Source organism: Actinomadura rayongensis (assembly GCF_009831215.1).
GTDB classification, from domain to species: Bacteria; Actinomycetota; Actinomycetes; order Streptosporangiales; family Streptosporangiaceae; genus Spirillospora; species Spirillospora rayongensis.
Genome location: NZ_WUTW01000002.1, coordinates 1,575,641 through 1,600,546 on the forward strand (window position 1 = coordinate 1,575,641; position 24,906 = coordinate 1,600,546).

Consider the following 24,906-nt stretch of genomic DNA (forward strand, 5'->3'; position numbering starts at 1 on the left):
TTGCCCGAGCCGGGATGGACGTCGCGTAACGCCTGGCTTCTGGGTGGGTATTACGGATCGACTGTGCGTGGTGGCTCCCGCTGGGAGCCGTCGTGCGAGAGCATTCTCGCCGGGGCTGAGTTGGCAGCGGAGGGCCTGATGCCGAAATACGACGACTTGCGGGCGCTGTTCGTCAATTGCACGCTGAAGCGCTCGCCGGCGCCGAGCAACTCGCAGGGGCTCATCGACCTGAGCTCGCACCTGATGGAGAAACAGGGTGTGCGCGTGGATCACATCCGGGCGGTGGACCATGACATCGCCACGGGCGTGTGGCCCGATATGACCGAGCACGGCTGGCCGTCGGACGAGTGGCCGCAGTTGCAGGAGCGGGTCATGGCCGCGGACATCCTGGTGCTGTGCGGGCCGATCTGGCTGGGCGACAACAGTTCGGTGATGAAGCAGGTCATCGAGCGGCTCTACGGCAACTCCTCGATCCTCAACGAGCAGGGCCAGTATGCCTACTACGGCCGGGTCGGCGGCTGCCTGATCACGGGAAACGAGGACGGCGTCAAGCACTGCGCCATGAACGTCCTTTACAGCCTGCAGCACTTGGGCTACTCGATCCCGCCCCAGGCCGACGCCGGATGGACCGGCGAGGCCGGTCCCGGGCCCTCCTACCTCGACCCGGGCTCGGGCGGACCGCAGAACGACTTCACCAACCGCAACACCACGTTCATGACGTGGAACCTGATGCACCTGGCCAGAATCCTCAAGGACGCGGGCGGCATCCCCGCACACGGCAACCAGCGTTCGGAATGGGACGCCGGCTGCCGGTTCGACTTCGAGAACCCGGACCACCGCTGATCTCCACAGTCCGGCCTGGGGGCCACCCCGACGGTAAGCCGACCGGTGCCGTCCCCCTTTGATCGACACCGGCCCCCAACCGGCGTCCACAAGGCTTCAAAGTGGGTAACGCGGCAGCGTCACATCCCGCCGGGCACCAGGTCCTGGAGCATCTGGTCGGCCGACGGACAGGTCGTACCCGTCATCGCCGTCGCGATCGCAGCCTCGGTCGCGTTGGACTCGTTCATGAAGGAGCGGCCCGCTTGCTCAATCCACGCACGCCGGCTTCCGATCCAGACCAGGACGTACGCGAGGCCGGTACCCGTGGGGTACCGGCCTCGGTGTTCTGCCTGGTCAGGCGGTGCGGAGGATACGAGATTCGAACTCGTGAGGGCTTGCACCCAACACGCTTTCCAAGTCTGCGTCTTGGTGTTCGCCGGTGGTCGTAACCCAGCTGACCTGGGACTTTGGTATTCAGCTGGACGCTCCTGAACGCCCCCGAACACATGCGAATGCAACCACAACTGCAACCGCTGAGGCCGGGCTAAGACCGTGACCAGCCGGTGGGCCGTAGATGCTGATGTGGGCGCCAATGCCGGCTGGCGCCACCTCCACTGCCACCAGGGCCATCGCCAACTTGACCGGTGGCCCGAAGTGATTGACGACTGCAACTTTCAACGTCCTGCTCATGACCGAGTGTGCTGCGACCCTGTATGATGCAAACTGATTCACAACGAGTCGCGAGGAAGGATCTCGGTGGCCGACTCTGACCACGCGGAACCGTCGGTGAGCCGACGGCGGCTCGCCGTCGAGTTGCGGCGGCTCCGCGACATGGCCGGGGTGTCCGGGCGGGAGTTGGCCATGCGGGTCGGCATCAGTCAGTCGAAGGTGTCGCGCATCGAGTCGGGCCGCACTCTGCCCACCGCGCCTGAGGTGGCGGCGTGGTCGGCTGCCGTTAATGCGCCAGCCGATACGGTGACGCTGCTGGAAGCGCTCACGGAGGCTGCTTTCACGGAGGTGCAGCGCTGGTCGCGGACACTGCGAGATCGCCCGCACGTGCAAGGCGACGTGCAGGAGGTGGAGGCCCGATCTCACCGAATCATGGTCTACGAGAACACGGTCGTGCCGGGACTGCTGCAAACCGCCGAATACGCTCGCCGTGTCTTCTCGTTCTTCGCGCCGGACGATGATGATGCCAACCTGTCGGCGGCCGTAGCCGGACGGCTGGACCGGCAGCTTGCTCTCTTCGATCACGACCACCACTTCGAGTTCCTGATCACGGAGGCGGCACTACGCTGGCGCCCCGGGCCGCCCCGTCTACTGCAGGCGCAACTCGACCGAATCGCTTCGCTGGCGACGCTCGACAATGTGCTGATCGGGTTGCTTCCGCACGCCGCCGAGGCAGTCACGTATGTGCCACATGGTTTCGTTCTTTTCGATCTTTACGAAGATTATTGGGCCGATTGTGGTGAGACCATCGCAATGGTCGAGACTGTGCATGCGAACCTCACTGTCAACGATCCGGAGAGCGTCGCACGCTACAAGCGTGAATGGCGCCTGCTGAGCGAGGTGGCCCAATACGGCGAGGGCGCCCGTCTTTTTCTCAATGAACTCACCACCGAGGTGCGAGCGTGGCAACAATGCCCGCACCCGCCATGAGGGCGTGGGGGTCGGCCGACCACCACGCCCTCAACTGGTCAGGCGGAGCCGATCCGCGTCAGCGCAAACCGCACGGCGAGCTGAGCGGACTGGAGGATGAACTGGACGGACTGGACGGCGAACTCGCGCAGCCACGCGCCCCTGCCCTTCCGCACCCGCCGACGGAAGTCCGCATACTCCTTCCGGCTAAACACGAGCCCGGGCTGGTACGGGTTCTTGGAGTCCCTGATGACGACGGCCCCTGCGATCCGCTCGACGATAACGCAGCCGCCGCCGTTGCACCGGAAATTGAACTCCGGCATCTCACTGGCCTCTCGCATTACATTATCCCTTCTCTGAGGCTTCGCGCTTTCTGCGCTGACATCAGATTCCCGGGCGAACATCCGCTACGAATCCGCTGTTAATCCGATCCCGATCCGCTTTCGGTCCGTTTTTCGTCCGGTCGATTCGCTATCGATCCGCTTCGCGTGCGCACTCGACGTGCGAGGAGGCAGTAATGGAATACCAAGTCCTCGGCCCCGTGGCCGTCCTGTCGAACGAGCGGAACATACAGCTTCCGCAGCAGTGCCAGCACCTGCTCGCCGTTCTCGTCCTGGAGAACGGGCAGCCGGTGTCACGTCAGCGGCTGATCGAAATCGTGTGGAACGACCCCGATCCGATCGGTCGTGATGCTCGGCTCACGCGGATCGCCAGCGAACTCCGGCAACATCTCCGAGCAGCCGCTCCCGAGGTACCCGACCCGGTGCCCGGCACAGGGGACGCATACAAGCTCGTGATGTGCCCAGAGCAAGCCGACGTGCATCGCTTCCGCGCGAAAGTTGCTAAGGCCAAGACGCTGGCCGACGACGCAGCGATACAGATGATCGGCGATGCCCTGGATGAGTGGACCGGGGGCCACGGTCTGTACGGCCGGCCTCTCGCGGGTATCTCTGGGACCTGGGCGGACAGCAACCGCGAAAAGCTGCGAATGGAGCACCGCAGCGCCAGCCTCTTCCGCATGGAGCGCATCGCACAGAACGGTGGGCACGAACAGGTGGCCGAAGAGTGCCGCATGCTGGACGACGACGCCGACGCGATGCTCGACGAAAAATTCGTCGCGATCTGGATGGTTACCGCCTACTGCACGGGTGGGCCCGACCTCCCGCTCTGGGTCTTCCGCAGAGCAGAAGAGCACTGGACGCGCTCATTGGGGCGTCCTGTCAGCCAGCCACTCGCGGAACTGGCTCGCCGCATCCAAGATCACGACCCTGAGCTGGCCGGTCCCCGAGGCGTCGCCCTCACGCGGCTCAGTACCTCAACTACAGCGAGCGCCCACCCTCTCACCGCCATCACAGGACAGACGAAGGAGACGACGACCGTGAGCGACCAGAAGGAACGCTCTTTCTTCCACAACGAGCACTCGTACATCGGCGCACAGGCTAAGGAATTCAACCAGGAGGTCACCATCAACCTCGGAGGTCTTCCCCAGAAGCGCGAGCCCGAGCAGACGCAGCAGGTTGAGCAGCCTAAGGACGACACAAGCGGCCAGGCATCATGAAGGAACAGAAGCCCGCTCCCAAGGACGAGAAGGACACGGAGGCAACGTTCTCCAACGCTGAAGGGACCGTCGGGGCGCAGGGTGTCTTCAACGATGAAGTCACCATCTATGTAGCCGGTCCCGACGATCCTCCCGATCAGAGGCTGCGGGTCGCCAAGAACTACCTCGCAGCCCTGCTTCCGAGCCAAGCCCAAGAACTCCTGATGTCAGTGATCGCCGAGCGGTACTGCCAGGGCGAGGCCGCCTATTACTGGATGCTCGCGATCCTGAGCGGCAAGGCGCTGGCCGACTTGGACGAGGAGGGCCGCTACCGGTTCCGGAGCGCCTGGAAACAGGTCGAGCAGAGCAACGACCACTGGCTCACCGCGGCGAAGGTGATCAAAGACCTGATCGTGCTGCTTCAGGACCCGCAGGGCGACGCAGCGGGCACAGCGAGAATGGACCAGGTGCTGGCATCGTTCGAAGACCTACCGGAAGAACGTCGCGAGGAGATCCGCCGCCACCTCGACACCCTGTTCACCACAGGACTTCGGCGGCAGCTCGAGCACATCCGTGCAGAACGGATACGCGGCCAGAGGCTTGGGAACGAGCGTAAGAGACGAGTCCCGAAGTTCTTCGAGCCGGTGCCCTACCCGCCGCAGAGCACCTTGTCACCCCGCCCGACGCTCCACCCGGCCCAAGCGGTGGTTGCCAGCGTCGCCATCCTGATGGGTGCGACCGGAGCGCTCTGGGGGGAGAGCCTCTCTCTCCGGCATGGCGGCACGGGTCCTGTGCTGGCGGTATCGGCTCTGGTGTGCGTGGCGCTGCTCGGCTGGCTCGCCCCGGTCCGCTTCCCGGTCCGCTTCTCCCCGTGGCAGGAGGACCCGGCGGCCAAGACGAGTGACAAGATGAGAGCCGCTGTGAAGCGAGTCTTCGAGCGCGTCCGCAGGAACGCCTCCGACGGAGAGAGTACGAAGGGGTGGAGCGCGGCGACACGGGCCGTCCAAGCGGCCCTGACCCGGGAGTACGCAAGCGTCTACGGCAGCCCCAAAGTTCCGCCCGGCGGTGTCGATTATCTGATCAAGAGACACGCCCAAGACGCCTGGAAACTCTTCCGTGACGGGAAGCTCAACACGCGGCCGAGAGAAGCTACACGGTTCGACTGCGCGGCCATCGCCCTCGCAGCCATCGCACTCGGCACTGTGATCCGAATCCTCCTCGCCGAACCGACGCTGGCAGCGGGCCCGATCGGCCTGACGTTCTGTGCCGGTCTGATGCTTCCCGCGAGTCATGGCGACGTCTTCCTCATCCGGTTGCTGCACCGGAGCCGCGAGCGAGCCATGGCGGCCCAGCGGCTACTCGTCGAAAAGGAACTTTACGCAAAACGGCTGCAGGAATTGGCTGACCGGCCTGACGACACCGAGATGGCCCGCTGGCTGGACGACGACAAGCACTACTTCCGTACCCTCGTATTGAAGCAATACGGCATGGAGAGTGAAGACGTCATCGCCGAAGCGGTTCTCACCGAGCCGGCCCCTGGCGCCAGCCGATCGCGGGTTCGCCGCGGCCCTTGGCGGTACTCGTCGTACAGAATGTGGATCTACTTGCTGACCAACTCCGGAGTAAGGCAAATCGCCGTGCATCTGGACTTTGCCAGCGGGACGCTGAGCAACCAGGAGCGTACGGCGTTCCGGTACGACTCGGTCGCCTCAGCGAGCATCATCGAGATCGGGATCTGCTTCGACGAGGACAGACGGGCAGTACTCCCACCGAGTCAACGGAAACGCCGACCACCGGCCTCTGTATTTGACACGGAGGCAAATGAGAAATCAGACGGGTATCCGGACACGGAGGGGAACGAAACACCGCGGCCGAAGTCGACGTCGAACACGAACGTGGAACCGGTGATGCTCCAGTTATTCCGGCTCATGCTGGTCAACAGAGAGCGGTTCACCGTGACGGTGGAGCAACTGGCCGAGGTAGACGAGACGGTCGGAGACGATGTGACCTACCTGCGACGACTGGCACTCGACGACTCAGGAGTGAGCAGCGCGCTGCGCATCCTCGAACAGGTGGCGGCCGAGGGCAGCGACTGGGTACGGCACGCGCAGATGCGCGCCGAACAGATCATCCTTTAGACCCGGCAAGCAGGGCCGGGTGGAATCCGGGGCCGGGCCGGTCAACGGAACAGCTTTGATCACGGGTGTCCCCTTCCGGAGGACTCAGAAATTCCGACACTCAACGAATATGACGATAAGTATTTAGGCAACTACTTATCGTCAGGATAGTGTTTCGTCGCCGATGACCCGGTCATTACGATGGCCGTCCAGCTAGTGGCGGGCCATAAAAGAAGGGAGAAGGCCCGGTAACAGCACCTAGCTGGGCCTCAGGAGCTTAACTGCAACCAGACACGACGAGGCCCCGGTTCCCAGCAGGGGCCGAGGCTTGCGTTTCGCCTGGTCAGGCGGGGCGGGGATGCGAGTTCACGGGTGGCGAAAGCCCTGGGGCCGCTCAGTCTTCCGGTGCTTGAACACTCATCTGGGGGACAATGGGTTCACGATGAAGGTTTTCAGGTCCAACCTCAGAACTCCACACGTGGTCGTTCCACGATGTCTCGGTCGAGCAGAGTCCTGATATCTGATTCGGGAAGCCCGGATCGGCCAATGAACTCCTGGAATGAGAATCCCGTTTTCTCCATGAGGTTCAGCGCTCGATGAAGGAGGACTGGAACCTCGGGGTTTCCCAGTGGGCCCGGTTCCACCTTTCTCCATCCTCGTACGGAAAGAGCCTTCCATCCCTGTGCGTAGGTGTGCTCGCTCATGACTCCGAGAGTTCTCGCTCTGACCAGGAGGGCGGCCAATGAGACGTGCCATTTTGCCTTCAGATGGAGAAATGATGGCCAATCGAGCCGATCTGGAAGCTCGTGTTTGATTTCGTCTGCTGGCATGAGGAATGCGGCGGCGAACTCATGGGCCTGGTTTTCGGTGAGCTTGTCACCGATCTGGCCATGGACACCGTGCAGGATTAGATGGCCTAGTTCATGAGCTGCGTCGAAACGTGAGCGGTCGCGCAGCCCCTTATCGGCACCGAGAGCGACGACAGGTCTGTCCGGAAAGTCAACGCAGAAGGCATCGACCTTTTCGATACTGACGCGAAACCGAACGACTATGACTCCGTTTATTTCGAGGAGTCTCACTACATCTGGGATCGGACCCCGGGGAACGTTCCAGTGGCTTCGCACCTGCGCGGCGGCCTGCTCGATGTCTTGTGAAAGAAGTGGGTTCGATTCATCGATGGGAATGCGCGGCAGATTGACATCCGGTAGTGTGACGTATTTCTCGAGTTCAAGGGTGAGTTCGCGCGCGAGATGGACAAATGCCAGTGCTTGCTGGCGATCCCGAGGGGAAGTGGATCGGAGGCTTCGGAAGAATCCATTGATCTGCTCTTGGGCCGGAGGACGGGAAGGGGCGGCGAAGAAGGGTAGCGGTACGCGCAGGGCCACTGAGAGTCGGCGCAAGGTCGAGGCGGCGGGCTTGGTGTGCCCGTTCTCGAACTGGCTGATCGACGCCGCGGTGACGGAGCCGGCCTCCCGGGCTAGTTGCACCTGGGTGAGCCCTCGAAGCTCCCGTGCCAGCCGCAGTCTGGTGCGGTCGAACAGGGCCGCGACGTTGCGGGGGTCCAGGTACGGGTCGTCCACGTCTCGTCTCCGGGCGGGTCCGGTCCGCTGGCAGGCGGACGGCTCGATCTTGCTTGTTCAGTCCGCTCACATCTTAGGCATGCCTTGGTTACTGGTGAGTCAAATTGATAGATCTGTACAGAATGTTTGCCCATGAAGTGGGTTGGTCTTGCGGGCTCGCTGTGGGTGTACTCTACCGAAGTCAGAGAAGATGATGTTCAAATCTGAGGTGGCGGGGTCGTTGGGGGCGATCCTGGTGTGCCGATGACAGGGGGAATGGATGTGGAACTGAAGATCACGCATGTCGACCTGAAGGACTTCGCGAAGCGCGCGGTCAACCTGCCGCGGGACACGGCGACCGAGAAGCGCAAGCAGGTGAACACGCTTCGCGATCGACTGAAGTCACACATTGCGGGGAACCCCGGGTTCTCGCTGGTCAAGATGCTCCACGCGGGGTCCGTGGCCAAGGGGACCGCCCTCCTCACCTTCAACGACTTCGATGTGGCAATCTACGTCAAGCGCGACGACGCCCCGGCAGAGGAGGCCGAACTCGTCGAGTGGATCGCCGAATGCCTTCGTGAGGCGTACCGGGGGTTGCTCGACCCGTCGCAGATCACGCCGGGCACGCACTGCGTCAACGTCTTCTTCAAGACCAGCGGCACCCATGTCGACGTCGTGCCGGTGCTCTACGAAGGCGACCCCGATGACCGGGGCTACCTGGTCGCCAAGGACGCTGTCGACCGGACGGACTGGTTGCTCACCAGCGTCCGTGTGCACCTGGACTTCGTTCAGGCCCGGAAGAACGCCTGTCCTGAAGACTGGGCTCAGGTGGTGCGCCTGGTGAAGTGGTGGGTGCGCGAACAGGACATGAGCAGCAGTTCGGGGGACAAGTTCCGGTTCAAGTCGTTCATGATCGAGCTGATCTGCGCGCATCTGCTGGACACCGGACGCGTCGACTTCACCGACTACGTTGCCGCGCTGGAGGGGTTCTTCGACTACATCGTGCGGACCGATCTGCGCGAGCGGATCGCGTTCGACACCTACTACCCGGCCTCGGCTCTGCCGACGGAGCGCATCGGGGAGATCGAGATCTTCGATCCGATCAACCCGGAGAACAACACCGCCCGCCTCTACGAGGCCCGGGATCGCATCCGAATCGTTGACGCGGCGGAAGCGGCCCTGGACGCGATCACCGAGGCGAGCTTCGCCACGACGAAGGACCAAGCGGTGAAGTGCTGGCAGGTCGTGCTCGGCAGCAGGTTCCGAGGCTAGCGATGACCACGTCCTACACACGCACCGAGTCGCAGACCTACAGCCTGGCCTCGGCCAAGTATGTCGCCTCGAAGATCGCCACCGACCTGCGGCAGGTCCAGCGCTACTACGGCAAGCCCTCTGCCACCGAGATCGAGGACTACGCCCTGGAGGCGGCGCTGTTGTCCTACGGCGGCTACGTTAACAAGGTCATCTACGGGTTCAAGCGCAGCGGGAACTGGATTCTCACCCTGGAGTACGCCAGCGTCGACGGGACCTTGGTCGCCGACGATCGAGCCGGCGGGATCTACCGCCATGCCGACACCGCCGGGGCCGTCTTCACGAGCTATCTGTTCTACAGCTCGAAGTGGTCGCAGCTGACCGGTGCCGACCGAGACGACTTCATCAAAGGCCTGCCCTTCTCGCGCGTCAACGCCGCCGCCCCCGGTTATATGGGCGGCTACCACACCTCCGACCGTACTTACTCGGCCAACGGATCGGGATTCACCAGGAGCACGTACAGACCGCTATGACGACTAACCAGGACTTGTTCGACGACGACCTCGACCTTCCCGATCCGTTCGCCCAGCAGCGCTATGCCCGGCTGGTCGGGCTCGACCACATCAAGACCCGCCTGGCGAAGGAAGCCGAGCTGATCCTCCAGCCGGACCTGCTGGAGGAGTGGAGCCTCCGCACCCATCAGACGGTGCTGCCCGCGGTGGCCCGGCTGGCTCACCGCCCGCCGCTGATCATTTTTGCTGGCGACGTGGGCACCGGAAAGACCACGTTGGCGGAGACCTTCGCCGACGCCATCGCCCGTCGGCACCGCATCGACGTGCGGGTGAAGCGGCTGAGCCTCCGCGCCCGCGGTACCGGTGCTGTCGGTGAGATGACCCGGCTGATCGGGACGGCGTTCGACGTCATCCTTCACGACGCCCGGGCCGCCGGATCGAAGCGACCTACAATCCTCGTCATCGACCAGGCCGACGCTCTGGCCCAGTCGCGCGAGGCCAGTCAGATGCACCATGAGGACCGGGCCGGGGTGAACGCGTTGATCCGCGGCATCAGCCAGGTCGCCACGGAGGCGTCCGGCGTGCTGGTGATCATGTGCACCAACCGGATCGGAGCCCTCGACCCTGCGATCCGCCGCCGGGCCGCCGCGGAGTTCGACTTCAGCCGACCCGACGAGAACCAGCGCACCGCCATCCTCACGGACCTCTTCGAAGGAGTCCCGCTCAGCCCCTCGGACGTGAAGCATCTGGTGGACCTGACCGGGCCAGGGGACCGCGGCTACGGCCACACCTACTCTGACCTGGTCGACCGGGTCCTTGCGGCGACCTGCCTGGCCGCGTACCCCACCCGTCCCATCACCGCCGAGCTCATCGCCGAGCAGATCCTCATCTGCCCGCCGACGCCGCCGTTCACGGCACAGCCATGAAGCCCACGCTCAACGAGAACCTCCCGAGCGCGAGCGGCGCCCGCATCACCGGGGACGATGTGCAGTATGCCGTCGCCTGGCATGCCGGGCTGCGCACCCTGGTACCGCACGCCGGGGTCAGCGGCGTCACCGTGGAGGCCATCAATGCCGGCAACGTCGATGACGTAGTGATCGCCAAGACCCGTGGCCCGAACGAGTACAACCAGGTGAAGGCGGCGGTATCCGCAGAACGGCCTGCGACACTCGACTGGCTGTGCGAACCCACCCGGTCGGGGCGATCGAGCATCCTGCAGAGATTCCACCAGGCCCGGACCGAACTGTCCCGGAACGAAGAGCGCCCCCAGCTGACCTTGGTCACCACCCGCTCCATCGATCCCGCCGATCCGGTCTTGACCCTGCGGGATCGCAATGACCGGCTCAGCGAACGGCTCAGATACGCGACGTCGACGCCCGCCCTTGCAGGGCGCGACCGTCTCATTGCGCACTTGGGCTGTACCGGTGACGAACTCTTCGACTTCCTCGCCGACCTGCGGCTGCGCACCGACGCCTCCGAAGCCGTCTGGCGAGACCACATCGCCGAGATCAGCTACGCCGCCGGAGTCCGCGCCGACGACACCGCTTACCGACTCGGCATCGCCGAGGTCCGAGAATGGGTGAAAACGAACCGGGTCGAGCGGAGAGCCGAGGACATCGGCGCAGCGGTCGACCGCCTCGGCCTCCATGCGGCGGACCCTTTCACCATCCTCGCGATCAACTCGCTCGACGAGTACGTCGCACATCCCGACGCTGCGATCAGCCTCAACTGGGTGGACCGCTTCCGCGGCAGCGAAGCCCGCAACCGCCGGGGCCTGCACAACCCGCAAGAGTGGGAAACCGTCCTCCGGCCACAACTCGTCGATGCACAACGCGCGCTGCGAGGTATCCGATCCCGACGCGTTCTCGTCACCGGGACCATGCGCCTGCCCACCTGGTTCACCGCAGGTGTCGTGTTCCAGGAGACCGCGGGATTCACCATCGCCAAGATCAAAGACGGAGAACTCTGGGTCCGGCCGACCCACCCCGTGGACCCCGCGCCGATCTCGCTTTCCCGCCCGCCCGGTGAACTGCTGGCCGGTCAGGACGTCGCCCTGGCCATCGCGATCGCTACCGACCTGACTGCGGACGTCCAACGGTATCTCGCTTCAACCGGCCGTGATATTCCTTTGGTGACAGTCCGGCCAGCTTCGGGGACGTCGAACGCGAGCATCTCGGGTCTGAACCACGCCTACGGCCTAGCACTCGCCATCCGCGACCTCGCTCGGGAAATCGCGCGCACTGTCAGACCGCCGGTCCTACACCTCTTCCTCGCCACACCTGCCGGATTCGCTGTACTCCTCGGAGGAGTCTGGGACCGCGTCCCCACAACCCAGACTTACGAAGATCTTGCGGCCGAAGGCTACGAACCTGCCTTCTACATTCCCAATTAGAGGTTCGAATTCGAAGCGTTTCCCCACGCGATTTGCTCCACTGAGGTGATCTCAGCGGGATAGTTCGGTCAGCTGGGATTTCTGGAGCAGAAGGCCGGTGTTCCGGGCTGGGCTGTCGAAGGCCTGAAGCAAGACGTGGAACCCCGGTCGGAAGAGGCCGCCACAGCTACTCTTCGCGTCTTCCTGAAGGCTCCACGCGATTGCCCATCGTGCCACGCTCGACGTCTCTCGTGACCTCGTTTGCCATGTTGCCCGCCTTCTGCTGGCCGAACGGCGACCGCGCGGCACTCCCAAGGACAGCCGGGCACTTGACCCGTTCTGGCAGGCTGTCCTGGTGCTGCGCTGGTTCCGCGGCGACAGAGACATCCCCGGACTCGGCCGCGATCATCGCATCTCACGAGCCACCGCCTACCGCTACGTGGACGAAGGCGTCGACATCCTCGCAGATCAGGCACCAGATCTACACGACGCCCTTGACCGGGCGCGAGCCGACGGCCACACCCACCTGATCATGGACGGGACCCTGCTGTCCGCCGACCGGAACGCCGAGCAGACCCTCAGCGTCAAGGGCGAGCCGATCGACCTGTGGTACTCCGGCAAAACCCACCACCCCGCCGGCAGCGTCCAGGCCCTGTCCGCCCCCAACAGCCTGCCCCTGTGGGTGTCCGACGTCGAACCAGGGCTCCGTCCACGACCTCACCGCCGCCCGCACCCACCTGCTCGTCGCCCTCTACAAAGCCGCGGCCGATGGACTGCCCACCCTCGCCGTGAGTTGCCCTCGCGCGAAGGATAGCTACATGTTGCCTCCGTTTCAGGGACTCGCCGATGGGAGATCGGCTTGACGTTCGGACGATGGCCGAGATGGCTCGGGACGCACGCTTCCTGGGCGTGCGCTCTGCTACCGGGCGGTGCTCTGGCAACATTCGTCGATCGCCTGTTTCCGCTGTTCAGAGCGGTAGAAGCCGTCGTGATCGAGTGGGTTGGTCGATGCTGATCTGGGCGGCGTGCGCCTGGTCATCCGCTTGATGGGGTTGAAATGCAACCACAACTGCAACCGGTACATGAAAACAGCCGGTACCGAAATCGGTACCGGCTGTGACTCTGTGCAGGTCAGAGCGGCGGAGGATACGAGATTCGAACTCGTGAGGGCTTGCACCCAACACGCTTTCCAATTCTGAGGATCATGGTTCGCCGACGTCCGCCCTAGTCCCTGACGTGCGGAAACGTGATTCGTTGAACGTTCGCGAACGGCTCCGAACGACCACGAATGAGACGGAAACTGAGACGGAGATCCCCGGGCGATTCTTCGGCTCCGACCCGCGGGGCACACGATCTCTCCACCCGCTCCCGTGGTCGGGGCGGCAGTGACTGAGAGTAGCAGACGCCGCAACGGGCGCAGAGACGCACTATCTCGACCATGCCGTGGCAGCGAAGCTTTCCACGCTTGCCCGCTCGCACACGGTTTGCGGCCGGGTGCCCGAAGCTGGCTCACGTTTCGGTCGGTTGGGTACCTGCTTCCCACACCTGCCACGCATCGGCGAAGACCTGCCCTCGTTCCTCGGTGGCCGACCGCAACGTCCGAAGAGCCCTTCGGCCGATGAAGGCATCGCGGATCTGCGAATTATCCATGCTGATCTGAATGATCTCTCGCAACTGGTCCGGCGTGATCACTTGCGCCAAGGCGGCTATCCACTCCAGTACGTCAGCCCCGTGCTGGTAGCTGGTGACCTTGCGGAGGATTTCGATCAAAGGTGCCACAAGCCGAGGATCGGGGTCGCCGGATATTGCGATTTCAGCCACGAATCCTTTCGCGATCAAATCGTCCAAGTGCCTTGCCATGAGCTTGTCCAACGGTGCTGGAGGTAGTGGATCCGCGAGATGGACGATCACCTCCAGCGGTAGCTCTCCGCAAAAGAGCTGTTCAAGTTTATTGCGGGGACCAGGCCGAAGCTCCTCCCAAACTCCCGGAACATGGCAGAGGCCGGTTACCACACAAAGGAGAACATCGTCACCCCAGTCATCCTGAAGCCTGTCAATGAGATCATGCGCGTGCTCTTCCCATTCACGTGGAACAAGTACTTGGAGTGCTTGAGCGGTTCGGACAGCTCTCCACCGGACCGGTGGGTCTAGCTCAACCTGGATCGCCATCTTGAACACGACTTTGATCAGGTTCGCCCTGAGGGGCTGTGTCCCCGGTTGGAGATAGCTCGACAGGAGGTACTCCCGCAGCGCCTCATCGCGAGATGGGAACGAATCTGCTGTGATCTCCCGCTTGAAGCGTTCGATTGCCTTCCGCCCCACGACCGGTCCCTGCGAAAGCAGGCCGTCCACTGCCGCAGTCATGTGTGCGCGTACGAGCTCCGGAGTCGGAGAGAACAGGCCGTCGTCCTCGTTGGAAAAGGCAGGGTGCGCACAGAGGTGCCGATCTCGGTACAGGCGCTCAAGCTCCGTATGCTCGCGTTCACCCAAGAGGTGCAGCCGATCCTTGGCCACGTCGAGGAGCTCGCGCTCGAAACGCTGAAGCCCCGCGATGTCGTTCCGCTGAATCGCAGTCTCAAGGGTGTTTTGCAGCGCCTTCGCAGCACTCTCACCGGCCACAGCCAGGGTTCGAATCTTGTCGATGAGGTCCGCGGCCACAGCGATCCACGTCGCCATGATCGCTGACCGGTAGGCAGCTGCGTTGTAGGCACGGACGGCCTCGTCAACGTACTTCCGCGACCGCGGGGTGCGGACCTTGTTCCGAAGATCCTCAAGGGCGTACACGCGTGCCTCCCGGAAGCGCTGGGGCACTCAGCATAGGGCCGACAACAACCTCCGCATCGGCGGTGACCCCCATGCGCAGAGATGACGCCGCTCTACATGGCACGCCGGGGCGACGTGGGGGCCGCCCTGCTTGATCTTCGCCGTCCCAATGCGATCACAAGCTGGAACTTCGGCGAGACTGCTCGGATGCGCCTCCGTTACCAACACCCACCGCCGGATGCTGGCCGGCGCAGCCAGTAATGGTCGTTGGGTCACGTGCCGGGCTGCGCTTCCGGCTCAGCACAGGCCGACGCTGATCCGACAGATCTGCCCGGCGAAGAACTCTCAGCCGCGCAAACTGAGTGGCCAAAGGTTCGTCCGTCCGCCTAGAGTCCTTGTGGTGCGTTGCAAGCAGTGGTTCGGGGGCGATGTGTTGCAGCAGATCGGGGCGACATGGATGTAAGCGCGGTCTTCGAGTTGCCGATGCACATCTGGGTGATGCGCGACGCACTGGATGCCAAGTACTCCACTGGTTACGGTGAGCTCAAATTCAACGTTGTGCTGCCCACTGACCAGCCACCGCTCGGCGGCCCTCCTGACGTGCCCGGGATCTCGTTGCGCACGGAACTGGCCGGCGACCAAGTTGTGTGGGCGCAGGAATATGACGCCCACATTCCGGAGTCACTCAAACCGGCGACCGCGCTACATCGCGTGGCAATGATAGACGTCGATGGCCCAACCTATGATCACAGGTCGTGGTTCACCCCGGACAATCAGCTCGCCGAGTACGTCAATAGCTGGTTCGATGAAGTGCGTACCTGGGTTGAGGTCGTGACCGGCCAGGATCTTGATCCAAATCACCGTGTCTATGACGCCGAGTTGGTCGGCACTGGGCTCGTGTTTATTGAGCCATCGGACGATCGCGCTATAGGCTTCAGGCTTACTACGCCTCGTGTCCACCCACTTCGCGCTCGGGAATGGGCCGATATTCTTGGGTTCGTCCGCGATGGCAAGCAGCCACCTCTAGAAGAAGTTCTGAGCCGTGATGCACGAGCGGCGCAAAGACGCCACGCCAACAGGCGCGCGATCATCGATGCCGCTACCGCACTTGAGATCGCCCTCGGTCAGTACGTTCGTACTGTCACTGACCAATTGCCGGCAAAACAGCAGGGGCGCATCGGCGAACGGACGGCGCTCGGCGACTACATCTCGATTGCCGAGCACTCCGGACTTCAGCTCGCCGTTTCCGTCGACCGGCTGCGATGGCTGAACCGCCTTCGAAACGACGCGGCGCACCGCGGTAGGGCACCAAGTCAATGGGACGTCGGCGCGGCGGTGAAAGTGATGATCGACTTCCTTGGCGCTCATGGGCGGATCCGCCGTACGGGCGAGCACAAGTCCGACGGTGGGGAGTGAGTTCTAGCCGATTCCGATAACGTCGAAGCTGAGGCAGTGAACATAGATTTTCAATGAACGGACCATATCCCTAGCCTAAGCATTAATACAAACGCTGCCTCTGCTATGGCGGATGGGGCCCGTGTCGCCAGTCGCGAGTCGAGTTGGTCATGCCAGACCGTACGTGTTTGTCGGGCGCCCTTCTGCGCGGTGGCCTTTTAGTTGTCGGCGTCTTGGCTCTGGGTTTTTCTTTTGAAGCGGCTGGTGGCGTCGGCGGGCAGGGCGAACGGCAGGAGCGCGAGGCGGATCTCTCGGTTCGAGTCACCGTTGGCGTGCAGGACGAAGTCGATTCGTTCATCGGTGTTCTGGTGTCCGCGCCGTTTGGTGTTGGGGTGGGCGTCTATGGTCACTGCGGCGGATTTCACGGCTGCGCTGACATCTTTGTTCTTGATGAACAGGAGCAGCGCGGCTTTGGTGTCCCGCCAGGTGAGGTAGCCCAGGAGCTGGTCGAGGGCGTCGGAGGCCGACTGGGGGCCGTTCCAGAACTTGCATTCGCCGATGAAGATGTTCCGGTCCTGGACGCGGACGAGGATGTCGGTCTTGCCGGAGGCGTTGAACGTCTCTCCGGTTGCCGCGCCCTCGAATTGGGCGTTGAGGTTGACCAGGAGGAGGTTGCGGATCGCCTCCTCGTCCATGCCGACTGCAACGGCCGGACTGCGCTCCAGCGCGTTGCGCTGATGGCCCAGCGCTTGCAAGGCCGCTTCGTAGTCGGCGTCGGCCATCGCCGGCTCGGGAGTGAACGGCTTGCTTCCGGCCCGCGACCCCGAGTGCTCCGTGGGGCGGATCTCACGGCGTTTCACGGGGACGCTGTAGGTGCCGGCGTCGGCGCGGCGCCGGATCGGGAAGCCGAGCTCGGCTTGAAGATTGCGTTGGGCGAGGAGTTCGGCTTTGCGCTGAGCGACGAGCTGGGGCACGAGGCTGCGGATCCGCTGGTTGTGCCGGTCGATGTCGGTGCGAGCCCAGGCGAGGTACATGTCGATGCTGTCAAGCTGCTCGTGGAACTGGCGGCGAAGCTGCTCGGTTTCCATCGCGCCGATGTCCAAGACGATACGAAGGTCGCGGGAGTTGAGCTCGGCGACTCGGGGCGGGTTGAGAGTGGTGGCCGTTGGACGGACGCGGAAGACGTACTCCTCGCCCTCGTAGGGGACGACGAACGTCATGACCGTGACCCGGCGGGTGATGCGGTCCCCGAACTCGACGTACTGCCGCTCCTCTTCGGTCATTTCGAGGGTGTAGATCTCCTCGCGGAGCAGTACCGGGCAGGCGACGGTGCCAAGGCCGATGAGGGTTTCGATGACATCGTGCTCGGAGGCGTTCAGCAGCGCGTCGGCTTTCCACTTCCGAAGACGCTGCTCGATATCCTCGACAGTCGCCTGGAGGCTGTGGTCGAGATAGCCGTTCCGGCTAGCGAACAGGGTGACATACACCCCTCCATAGTGCCGTCCGGCACCGACAGTCTCCGGCCATCACCACGAGCGACCTCACCGGCTCTGACCCAGCGGATCCGCGAAGACGAATCAGATGCGGAGCTCGGTGGGGAAATCTGACCTCGTCGCGGATCGTCTGGGGCTGCCGTACGCGCTGGATGCAGGGACGAGCGGGACGAAGGCAGGGGTGGGAGGAAAGCGGTGGTCTGCGGGGAGTGCGCTGATGCACTGTGGGGTCATGCTGATCACGCTGGGACCCGGTGGGGACCGTAGTCATGTCCTGCAAGTGATGAATCGGCTCGTTACCGAAGCGCAGAACCTGGCGAGCAGCCAGCACGGTCCGTACGCGTTGCACCGGGAGTATCACAGGTGGGTCAACGCCGCGCGCACGCAGTTGCGCTGGCAGATCAGTGAGGCCGACATACAGCGGCTTGTGCTCACCGACCGGTACAACGCGCTGCTCTCAATGCAGATCCCGGTCAAGTTCGTTGAGTCTGCGGCGGGGCTGCTGCCAGTGGATCAGCCGGGCAGCGGACCGATCCGGGAGATGCTCACCCTGGAGATCGAGGAGCATGTCCACCACCTCCAGCAGGCCGTTAAAACCTTGGAGCAGTGGAGCGCCCTGCTGGAGCGCGCTGACCGGGCTGGGCGGTTGGTGGTGGCCGACGCGAACGTGTTCTGCCACCATCGAGACCGGTTGAAGGACTGGGACGTCGGCGCCGACGCTCACGCGGTACCCGGGCAGGACGTCCACCTAGTGCTTCCCTTGCCCGTTCTGGACGAGTTGGACCGGCTCAAGGACCGCGGTCAGGGCGCGGCCAAGACCAACGCCCGAGAGACGATCAAGCAGATGGCTGGGCTGCTGCCGCGCGGCACGGTCCGTGAGCGCGGCCAAGTGTCGTCGCCGGGGACTGTGCGGAACGGTGCGCTCACGCTGGATTTGTGGCCCGACCCTGCGGGCCATGTCCGGCTGCCCCGCGCCGACGACGAGATCATCGCGCGAGCGGTCGCGTTCCAGGCCCTAGCGGGTCGAGAAGTCACTCTGCTCACCGGAGATGTCGGCATGGCGTCGCGCGCCGAACTCGCTGGCCTGACCACGGTCCTACTCGACCTGCCCGACGCGACCCCTAAGCCGGCCAAACCGCCCCGCGGAGCCCACCACCCCGCACGCCGTACCGCCTCGACCGGCCCACCGGCCGACGGTGCGGGTTGCGACGGCAAGTAAAGCCAGCCCATCAGGTCCGCGAATTCATCTAACGAGCGCGCTTTCGGCGGGATGAACCGGTTCGGCGACTGCATTGCGGTGATTCGATGTACCCATGCCGCCACGCGTACGAGCTGCGGTGGGGGACGAACTGCGGCAGCAACCAGCGCGGTTCCGCTACGAGCAGTCCGCGTGAGACAGGAGCGCGCCGTCGCGGTCGCTCACCAGGTGAAGGTCATGCGGCTGTCGCGCTTGTTGATGACGACGTCGCCGGTGCGTTGGTCGTCGGGTGTTCCGGCGGGGAAGAGGGCGACCGACGGCTGAGCCGCGCGGTCCTCGTGCCAGAGGTCGATCTGCCGGACGAGGCGGCCGGCGAGCTCGGCCCCGCGGGGACCGTGGCCGATCGCGCCCATCTGCCAGCCAGTCCCGTCTTCGGCGCGGCGTGAAGCCAGGTAGGCGAGCGAGTCACCCTCGGCGACGGCGGGGCTGAGGCCGGGGATCGCGGGCGTCGCCCGCTCTGCGTCAACGGCCGAACGCTGCGCCTTGATCCGGCAGGTTCCGGGGTCGGCTATGGACAGCCGCAGCCAGATCCCGTCGAAGGGCACGTCGCCGCCGATGATCGCGTCGGCCCAGGACTCGGTGCGCGGCCGGTCCAGGACCCCGCGCAGCGTGTCGGCGTCGAGTGGCAGGTCTTGGTCCACGTGCAGCGCGACGTCGTCGGCGATGTCGATGATGCGTTCGCCGTCGCTGTCGCCTCGCATCGAGATGAAGCCGCACAGCAGCATCGACCGGCTCGTGAGCTGGGGGATGATCCCGCCGTGGTAGTCGAGGGCGAGGGAGCGGGTGAGGCCGCGCCAGCGCAGGGGGACGACGATCCGGCCGTGTTCGGCGAGTTGCGCCCACCAGCCGGCGGGGATGTCCCACGCGCCGCTGGTGACGATGATCAGGTCGTAGGGGGCGTCGGTGGGAACGCCGTCCGCGCCGTCGCCCGTCGCCACGTGGACGTCGTCGTATCCGGCGGCCGTCAGGTTCTCGTGGGCTTCGCGGGTCACGTCGGGGTCGATGTCGATGGTGGCGACCCGGCCGCCGTCGCCGACCAGCTCCCGCAGGAGCGCGGCGTTGTACCCGGTGCCCGCGCCGATCTCCAGCACGCGTTCGCCGGGTTGCACGGCGGCTTGTTCGAGCATCGCTGCGACGACGCTGGGCTGGCTGGCGGAGCTGAGCGAGGTGCCGTCGGCGAACCGCTTGGTGACCACGATCCGGTCGGCGTAGGCGTCCTCGACCGGTGTCTGCGGCAGGAAGAGGTGGCGGGGCACCGTCCGCATGGCCGTCTCGACGGCGGGTGCGCGGACGTGACCGCCGCTGACGAGGCCGTCGACCAGCCGGGCGTGCAGGACTTCGGGAATGGCGGTGTCCATCGCTCGCATCCTAGGTCGGGGTGTCACGATGGGTTCGCAGGTCGGTGACTTCCCGCGTTCATTCGCTGGCGAGGCGGGCTACCAAAGACGGCTTCCTTCGCCGCCTGCGCGAGGGTGGCCTGCGCGGTCGCGCGGAGCCCGATTCTGTTCCAGTGGAAGATCACGTGCTGGGTGATCACCGCGCGCACTCCTCGGGTGAGGTCGCCGTCTTCGCGAAGCGTGCGAAGCGCTCGGCCTGCGTTCTCGAAGGCGGCGAGCCATTCGGTGCCGATGCGGTCGGGGCGTGCGGCGCCGCGCAGAAGGTGCTGCACGCCGCAGGTGAATGCTGCCCACGATCCCGGGTGCGCTTGCGGGTCGCGCGGTTCGGTGCGTAGTCCCGCACGTTGTTCGGCAATACGCGCCCACACGTCGCCTTGCTCGGCCCAGTCCAGCCCTGCCGCGCGCATGAGGGCGGTGCATAGCACCAGCGATCTTTCGCGTCGGTCGGCGGGGTTGGTGGCGAGGTAGGTGAGCAGGTGCGCGCTGTCATGGTGGAACAGGGTGTGCGCGGCGCGCATGCTGGCGGAGCCGCCGAAGGCGTGGATCTCGGGCTCGTAGATGTCGCGGGTCCAGGTGACGCCGTGGATGAGCAGCGGGTGCAGCGGGTCGGCGTTCTGTTCGCGGGTCTGGTCGGCGAGGCGGTATCGGATGCGCCAGCGGCCTTTGCGGATGAACCACCACGCCGTGATGAGCCCGGCGGCCTCGGCGCTGGGGAGAATCTGGTCGAGGTGGGCGACGGCGTGGCGTTCGCGTTCGCGCGTGCTGCGGCCGGGATAGGCGATGTTCACCTGCGTCCAGCGGTCGTCCACGATTGGTGTGCCTTTCAGTAGAGCAGGAGGCAGGCGTCCCATGAGGTCGTCGTCGTCGCGGTGGCCAGGACCGCGCCGGCCGCGCCGTCGAGGAAGCCGGCCGGTTCGTCGTCTGGGCCGCTGTTGGCGTGCAGGCGTACCAGCGGGCTTTGCGGTATCGGGGTTGAGGCGTCGGCGGCGATGCGGCGGCCGGTCGCCAGGAGTCCGGCGGTGCCGTGGCACAGGCTGCGGTCGGTGAGGCGTCGTGTCTGGGTAGGATCTTGCGCGCAGGCGGTGAAGGCGGCTTCGGCGTGGCGCTGGCGATGGGCGTCGCTGACGGCTCGGCCGGCGAGTTGCTGGGCGCGGGCGATACCGGGCGTTCCGTAGCACCAGGACGGGCGTAGCGGGCCGGGCTGGTTCGGCTGGCCGCGTTGCATTTCGTCGCGGCTGAGCCACTGCGGCCACCATGCGGAACCGTTGTCGGTGTGCTGCTCCCAGGCGTCCAGCCACGCGGTTATCCGTGCGATGGCGTCGAGGTGGCCGGGGACGTGGGTGCCGTCGAGGTGGGTGAGGGAGAGCAGGGCGAGCGGGCCGGGGATTCCGTGGGCGATTCCGTGGTTGCTGTGCCCTCCGGCCCAGTCTGTGCGGTCGCGGTGGGGGCCGGTGCGGTTCCACCAGCCGGGTAGGCCGTCGAGGGGTTCGGTGAGCCGGACGAGGTAGTCCAGGACCTTGCGGAGCAGGTCGGGTTCGCCGATGCGGCGTAGGACGACGCCGAGCCCGGTCAGCCCACGGATCAGGTCGTACTCGGCGTACTCGGGTCGCTCACGCCGGTCGATACGGCGGTGCGCGGCCTCCAGCCGGTCGTGGACCACCCTCCGGGTGCCGTCGACTGCGACGGCCGTGGCCTGCGTCAAGCCCGGCAGACCGGACGCTGCCGTGGCCGTCGTCAGGACGTAGGCGAGCGCCGGAGCGCCGTAGTAGAGGCTGGCGCCGCCCGCGACGCTGACGCCGTCCGCCACGGCGTGCTCCAATGCCGCACGGGCTTGCGCCCGCTGGCCGCTCTCCAGGTGCCAGAGCGCGATTCCGGCCGCTCCCTCGGCGAGGGACTGTCCGGCGGTCACGGCAGCTCCCTCGGTGCCCTTCGGATCAGGTCGGTGCGGGCGACGGTACGGGCCAAGCGCAGGCAGTGCCGCTCGGAAGCCATGTCGGCACCGATCATCCGGGCGTGGTGCAGATGGAGCAGGTCGGCCAGGACCTGGTCGGGGTCCAAGCCGTCCTGGTCCACGAGGAATCGGTATCGGGCCAGCGTTCGGGCCACGGCGTCGTCAGCGACGGGACGGCGCGCTCGGTCGAGTTGGGCGGGGTCCAGGCGCGGGCCGCCGCGGTGCGGCACGTGCTCGGCCAGCCAGCGTGCGCCGTCGCCGGTGAAGGCATCGGCGATGGCGCGCATCCCGCCGGCGGTCGCGGCCTCCCGGTCGCCGGGCAGCCGCCGGACGACCGCGCTGGAGTCGGCGGCGAACACCGCTTCGGCCGCGCGGAGGGTGGGGCCGGTTCCGTGGCGTGTTTCGGGCCGGTAGGTGTTCAGGGTGTAGTCGTGCAGCAGGCCGTCTTCGGCGAGTTCTTCCGCCCACCGGGCGAGGTCGTCGGCGGCTTCGGCGAACGCGCTGGCAAGCTCCGTCCCGGCGGGGAACGGAACGCGTAGCCGCATGTGGGGCTGCGGGTCGGGGTAGCGCAGGAACCACCAGCCTGTGGGAAGGCCGGGCCGAGTGGCGAGCCGGGCGACGATGCGTTCGACCGTGCCGTACAGCCGCGCGTCCAGCCACCGGGACCGTCCGGGCCGATGGTGGAGGGTGGTGGCGGGTCGGGCTGGACGAAGCCGGTCCGATGACGGCGTGCGGGCGAGGGTGAGCATGAGTTCGGCTGCCCGTCCAGCGATCCATCCCGCCGGGCCGGGCGCCTCGGTGAGGACCGCGTTCGGATGCCGGTCGAGGTGGCTCCGCAGCACCGCCAGATGCGCGGGCTCCTCCATGTCCAGGCGTAACCGGACGTCGTCGCCGCCGAACAGGACGTAGCGCGGAATCCGGTGGTGGTCGCGGTGCCGCCGCCAGGCCGTCCGCCACTGCGGCCACGTCGCCGCCCGGTCGGGAAGCTCGGTCCCGTGGACGACCCAGCGGGCCGGGTGCAGAATCGCGCGGCCCCGCCGGACGCGCGGCAGGAACGACAGGCTGCTCGCTCGGCCCCAGTCGAACGGAGCGCATGGTGCCGTCCACGCCGTCCAGATCTCGGTCAGGAACCGGACGAGCGGCTGTTGAAGGTTTTGCAGCCGCACGCTGTTGAACAGCAGCGGTTCGACCGGCTGCCCGGTGGTGCGCGACACCAGCCATAGCCGGTGGCTGTCCCCGGCGACGGCCAGGTCCGCCAGGGTCCACGCTGCGTCGGGGTGGAAGTCTCCGACCGGCAGCACCGGCAGGAGTTCGGGTGTGCGGGCGACGGTCGCCATCCGGGCGTCCAAGGGCGGGCCGGATAGCTGCACCAGGCCCGAGCCCGGCATAGCGGTCGGGAGACGCTGGTAGGCGCGGCGAAACTGTTCCCGCTCGCCGGGGGTGAGCAGGTGCAGGAACCGCGCGGCGGTGACTCCGGCGTGCCTGGCTCCGCTCGTGACCGTCAGCGTGAACGCCCCTTTGTCCAGGTCGGCGGCCTGGTCGGCGGCGAGGGTGAACCGCAGTTCGGTGTGTGGAATCGGTGGCCGATCGTCGTCGCCGCGCAGCGACGCGACCAGTTCGTCGTCTAACACGATCTCGGCGTCGCCGCCGCTGCCGAGGTCCAGAGCCGCGCGCTGGGCGAGGTCGGCAAGCAGCGCATCGCGAGGCCCGAAAATGGCCGGTCCGCGTCGGTGGGGTGAGCTGCGGTATCCGGCGGGGAACCCGAGCGCGGCCACAACTTCCCGCAGCGGCACGGCCGCGCCTGGCCCCCACCGTTCCAGGAACGCGGCGTGGTAGTCGGCCCAGCCCGGCAACCGTGGCGCCACGGCGGCCAGCGTCTCGGCCGCGTCCTGCGCTTGGGCGACGACGGGGGGCGGGAGCGTCACCGAGCAGCCGACGCGCAGGTCGACCGCGATCCTGTCGCCTGGTTCGGGTTGCCGGGCGCGGTCGGGGACGTGGTGGTTCAGGTGGGCGGCCGGGTCAGTCACGGTCATCGGCGGCCGGATCTGCGACAGCAGCACTCCTGCCTCGACCAACGCGGCCAGCAGCCGCTCGGCCGCCGCGACACCGCCCGGCAGGTCGCGGCCCACCCGCGCGGCCAGCGTTGTGAAGGCAACCGGGGAAGCCGCCGCTTCCACGGCCGTGCGTACCGGCTCGGTCAGCTCGATCTCGACATCCCAGAACCGGCCGTCGGTCATGCGGGCGCACGGCAGGACCCACATCCCGCCGCGCGCGTGCCCCAGCGCGTTCGTCATCACCGCGACCGAGCGAAGCGTCGGCAAGTCCCGTTCGGCTGCGGTGGCGGACTCGGTGACCCAGCGGTCGTCGGGACGGACCACGGCGTGGTGGTGGCCGTCCCAGCGGACCGCTGCCTGGACACCGAATCCGACTGGCGCCACGCCCGCGAAGCGGCCGAACGGCGTGGGGCGGGTCGTCCACCGCAGCAGGTACCGGACCGTCGCCTCGACCAGCCGGCGTAGCGTGCGCACCTCTCGCCGCCCGATCTTCTGTCCGGCGGTTGGAGTGGCGTCCAGGGTGTGAACGATTTGTGCGGTTAGCTGCGGTGTGGCGGCCGTCATCGCCGCCGAGAATCCCGGGAGCGCCCACGCCTCGCGCAGCCAGCCGACCCATGCGTCGGGCTGGTCGGCGGTCAGGTCGGGCCACGTCGGCAGTACCAGGTCGGCGGGGTGGGCGGCGGCGCGGACCAACGCCGCACCGGGCACCGCGTGGTACATGATTCCCTCACCGTTCGGAAGGCTGAGCGACAGCGAACGACGGGACGAGCCCGGCCCGCTGCGGGCCG

At 65.9% G+C, this 24,906-nt stretch carries 19 protein-coding genes; 11 read left to right on the forward strand and 8 right to left on the reverse strand.

Going from position 1 to position 24,906, the window contains the following annotated elements; translation table 11 throughout:
• The first annotated feature begins 138 nt into the window (after positions 1–138).
• Entirely contained in the window at positions 139–843 is a 705-nt protein-coding gene (locus GQ466_RS16205) for a flavodoxin family protein (protein ID WP_161103650.1), read from the forward strand.
• Between the two features lie 735 nt (positions 844–1,578).
• Entirely contained in the window at positions 1,579–2,481 is a 903-nt protein-coding gene (locus GQ466_RS16210; RefSeq protein WP_337193491.1) for a helix-turn-helix domain-containing protein, read from the forward strand.
• 38 nt (positions 2,482–2,519) lie between these two features.
• On the opposite strand, the gene GQ466_RS16215 is transcribed toward GQ466_RS16210, so the two are convergent.
• Complete coding sequence (locus GQ466_RS16215; protein ID WP_161103651.1) at positions 2,520–2,801, reverse strand: DUF397 domain-containing protein; 282 nt, start codon at positions 2,799–2,801, stop codon at positions 2,520–2,522.
• A 176-nt stretch (positions 2,802–2,977) separates the two neighbouring features.
• Here GQ466_RS16215 and GQ466_RS16220 point away from each other — a divergent pair, with 176 nt between their 5' ends.
• Together GQ466_RS16220 and GQ466_RS16225 are read left to right on the forward strand one after the other, a co-directional pair.
• Positions 2,978–4,018 (forward strand): AfsR/SARP family transcriptional regulator, encoded by a 1,041-nt coding sequence (locus GQ466_RS16220; RefSeq protein WP_161103652.1) that lies wholly within the window; start codon positions 2,978–2,980, stop codon positions 4,016–4,018.
• Complete coding sequence (locus GQ466_RS16225) at positions 4,015–6,135, forward strand: hypothetical protein (RefSeq protein WP_161103653.1); 2,121 nt, start codon at positions 4,015–4,017, stop codon at positions 6,133–6,135. The genes GQ466_RS16220 and GQ466_RS16225 overlap by 4 nt, the downstream gene beginning before the upstream one ends.
• Positions 6,136–6,578: 443 nt before the next feature.
• Here GQ466_RS16225 and GQ466_RS16230 read toward each other — a convergent pair whose 3' ends face one another.
• Entirely contained in the window at positions 6,579–7,694 is a 1,116-nt protein-coding gene (locus GQ466_RS16230) for an ImmA/IrrE family metallo-endopeptidase (protein ID WP_161103654.1), read from the reverse strand.
• Between the two features lie 261 nt (positions 7,695–7,955).
• Between GQ466_RS16230 and GQ466_RS16235 the strand changes: the two genes are divergently transcribed.
• The 5 genes from GQ466_RS16235 (at position 7,956) to GQ466_RS16255 (ending at position 12,621) form a co-directional block, all read left to right on the forward strand.
• Positions 7,956–8,945: a CBASS oligonucleotide cyclase gene (locus tag GQ466_RS16235; protein WP_202420459.1), complete on the forward strand. Its 990-nt coding sequence runs from the start codon at positions 7,956–7,958 to the stop codon at positions 8,943–8,945.
• Positions 8,946–8,947: 2 nt separating this feature from the next.
• Positions 8,948–9,457, forward strand: coding sequence for an HORMA-1 domain-containing protein (locus GQ466_RS16240; RefSeq protein ID WP_161103655.1), 510 nt, complete (start codon positions 8,948–8,950; stop codon positions 9,455–9,457).
• A 14-nt stretch (positions 9,458–9,471) separates the two neighbouring features.
• Positions 9,472–10,362: an AAA family ATPase gene (locus GQ466_RS16245; protein ID WP_202420460.1), complete on the forward strand. Its 891-nt coding sequence runs from the start codon at positions 9,472–9,474 to the stop codon at positions 10,360–10,362.
• The gene (locus GQ466_RS16250) at positions 10,359–11,828 is read left to right on the forward strand and encodes an SAVED domain-containing protein (protein WP_161103657.1); all 1,470 of its coding nucleotides are present in this window, start codon (positions 10,359–10,361) and stop codon (positions 11,826–11,828) included. The genes GQ466_RS16245 and GQ466_RS16250 overlap by 4 nt, the downstream gene beginning before the upstream one ends.
• A 334-nt stretch (positions 11,829–12,162) precedes the next feature.
• Positions 12,163–12,621, forward strand: coding sequence for a transposase family protein (locus GQ466_RS16255; protein WP_161103658.1), 459 nt, complete (start codon positions 12,163–12,165; stop codon positions 12,619–12,621).
• Between the two features lie 695 nt (positions 12,622–13,316).
• Here the strand turns inward: GQ466_RS16255 and GQ466_RS16260 are convergent.
• Entirely contained in the window at positions 13,317–14,591 is a 1,275-nt protein-coding gene (locus tag GQ466_RS16260) for a hypothetical protein (RefSeq protein ID WP_161103659.1), read from the reverse strand.
• A gap of 462 nt (positions 14,592–15,053) precedes the next feature.
• Here GQ466_RS16260 and GQ466_RS16265 point away from each other — a divergent pair, with 462 nt between their 5' ends.
• Positions 15,054–15,986 carry a hypothetical protein gene (locus tag GQ466_RS16265; RefSeq protein ID WP_202420461.1) on the forward strand — a complete coding sequence of 311 codons (933 nt, stop codon included), beginning with the start codon at positions 15,054–15,056 and terminating at the stop codon, positions 15,984–15,986.
• Between the two features lie 197 nt (positions 15,987–16,183).
• Here GQ466_RS16265 and GQ466_RS16270 read toward each other — a convergent pair whose 3' ends face one another.
• A complete protein-coding gene (locus GQ466_RS16270) occupies positions 16,184–17,452 on the reverse strand; it encodes a hypothetical protein (protein WP_161103661.1) in 1,269 nt (422 codons plus the stop codon).
• 238 nt (positions 17,453–17,690) lie between these two features.
• Between GQ466_RS16270 and GQ466_RS16275 the strand changes: the two genes are divergently transcribed.
• A complete protein-coding gene (locus GQ466_RS16275; RefSeq protein ID WP_161103662.1) occupies positions 17,691–18,677 on the forward strand; it encodes a PIN domain-containing protein in 987 nt (328 codons plus the stop codon).
• Positions 18,678–18,877: 200 nt separating this feature from the next.
• Here GQ466_RS16275 and fxlM read toward each other — a convergent pair whose 3' ends face one another.
• Genes fxlM through GQ466_RS16295 form a run of 4 tightly spaced genes read right to left on the reverse strand, consistent with a single transcriptional unit; the run spans position 18,878 to position 24,838 of the window.
• Positions 18,878–20,074, reverse strand: a complete 1,197-nt coding sequence (fxlM, locus tag GQ466_RS16280; RefSeq protein WP_202420462.1) for a methyltransferase, FxLD system — start codon at positions 20,072–20,074, stop codon at positions 18,878–18,880.
• Between the two features lie 23 nt (positions 20,075–20,097).
• Positions 20,098–20,922: a thiopeptide-type bacteriocin biosynthesis protein gene (locus tag GQ466_RS16285; protein WP_337193492.1), complete on the reverse strand. Its 825-nt coding sequence runs from the start codon at positions 20,920–20,922 to the stop codon at positions 20,098–20,100.
• 14 nt (positions 20,923–20,936) lie between these two features.
• A complete protein-coding gene (locus GQ466_RS16290) occupies positions 20,937–22,022 on the reverse strand; it encodes a lanthionine synthetase LanC family protein (protein ID WP_161103665.1) in 1,086 nt (361 codons plus the stop codon).
• Complete coding sequence (locus GQ466_RS16295; protein ID WP_161103666.1) at positions 22,019–24,838, reverse strand: lantibiotic dehydratase; 2,820 nt, start codon at positions 24,836–24,838, stop codon at positions 22,019–22,021. Before GQ466_RS16295 ends, GQ466_RS16290 begins: the two co-directional genes overlap by 4 nt.
• Positions 24,839–24,906: the final 68 nt, after the last annotated feature.